At 30.4% G+C, this 1,505-nt stretch carries 1 protein-coding gene; it reads left to right on the top strand.

The genetic code is table 11. The features are described from left to right. Positions 1–121: 121 nt before the first annotated feature. Entirely contained in the window at positions 122–1,489 is a 1,368-nt protein-coding gene (locus tag MWH30_RS13690; protein ID WP_248664659.1) for an IS4 family transposase, read from the top strand. Positions 1,490–1,505 lie beyond the last annotated feature (16 nt).

Below are 1,505 nucleotides of genomic sequence, written 5' to 3' on the forward strand. Positions count from 1 at the left end.
TCATACGCGTCAACTTAGACCATAATTTTACAATTTAAAGTTTGAAATTTGAATTTTTACTTGCAAAAATACAAAAAATGAGAGAACCTATAGGTAACCAACCCAAAAGGAGGTTCTCTCATTGGACTTACCACCTATTATACAACTTATTGATTTTTTTGGCAAGACTAAACTCATAAAATTGGCTGAACAGATAGGGCTAATTAAACGACAAAGAAAGCTCATGCCTGATACTATTCTTAAAGTATTTACTTTCGGATTACTTGGAAGTGATGATCCTTCATTAAAGGTAATTGCTTCCCAATGCCAAGAAATTGAACCAAACTTAAGGATCACTAAACAGGCTATCCATCAAAAATTAGGTGAAATCGCGACCTTTTTAAAGCTTATGTTTACATTGGCAATGGATTTTACAGCTAATAAGCTTTTATCTGTTGAAACAGCTAAAATTTTAACTCAATTCGAAGATATCAAAATATATGATAGTACTAGAATATCGTTACCAGATAAATTAGCTCAAGTGTGGCCTGGCTTAGGTGGTCGAAATTCAAATTCTAGTTTAAAAATACAAGCTGGCTATAGTCTCTTATCAAAAGCAATAGTTAATCTTGAACTAACTAAATCTCCTGGAACGGATGTATCTTACAATAATAAGATAATTGAACAAACTAATGAGAATGAATTAGTTATCACAGACCTTGGTTATTTTGATAAAAAGTTTTTTGATTCAATTGCAAATAAAGGTGCTTATTTTCTAAGTAGAGTCCGTAAGAATACTGTAATTGGCACTCAAAAAGAAGGTAGTAATAAAGCAAAGCGAGCTGAATTTTTAAAAGTACTAAAAGATAAGCAAGTTATTGATATTCAAGCCTTTATAGGCAGTGAAAATAGTAAAAAATTTAAGTGTAGATTAGTTGCTATTCGTCTGCCTGAAGATATAGTTAATGAAAAGAGAAGAAAGGCTCATAAAAAAGCTAAATCTAAAGGTAAACAGTTAAGTAAATATGAAATAGAATTATTAGCTTGGCATATTGTTATCAGCAATGTTCCAAGTAGTATGCTTTCAGCTAAAGCAGCTTGTGAGCTCTATAGAGCAAGATGGCAAATAGAATTAATTTTTAAAACTTGTAAAAGTTATTTTAAGATTGATAAAGTAGGCAATTGTGGTCAAGAACAGTTAGAATGCTTGATATATGGTCGCTTAATAACTATATTAATGACATTTAGAATATATAGCTATTATTATCCTAAGATTTATAATGAATATGATAGAGGTATTAGTATTTTACTTTTTATGAAATTACTGAGCGAAAAGGCTTTAAAGATTGCCGAAAACCTGATTTCTATTAAGTCTAGCATTTGGAAAATAACTGATCTTTTTCAGAGAGTTGCTGAAGAAAGCATATATGAAAAACGCGATCGAAAAACAACTTTACAAAGGATGATGGAATTTTCTATTTCAGCAGTTGACTATCAAAATTCAGCTTAAATTGACGCGTATGATA

The sequence above is a fragment of the Fuchsiella alkaliacetigena genome (assembly GCF_023227765.1).
GTDB classification, from domain to species: domain Bacteria; phylum Bacillota; class Halanaerobiia; order Halobacteroidales; family Acetohalobiaceae; genus Fuchsiella; species Fuchsiella alkaliacetigena.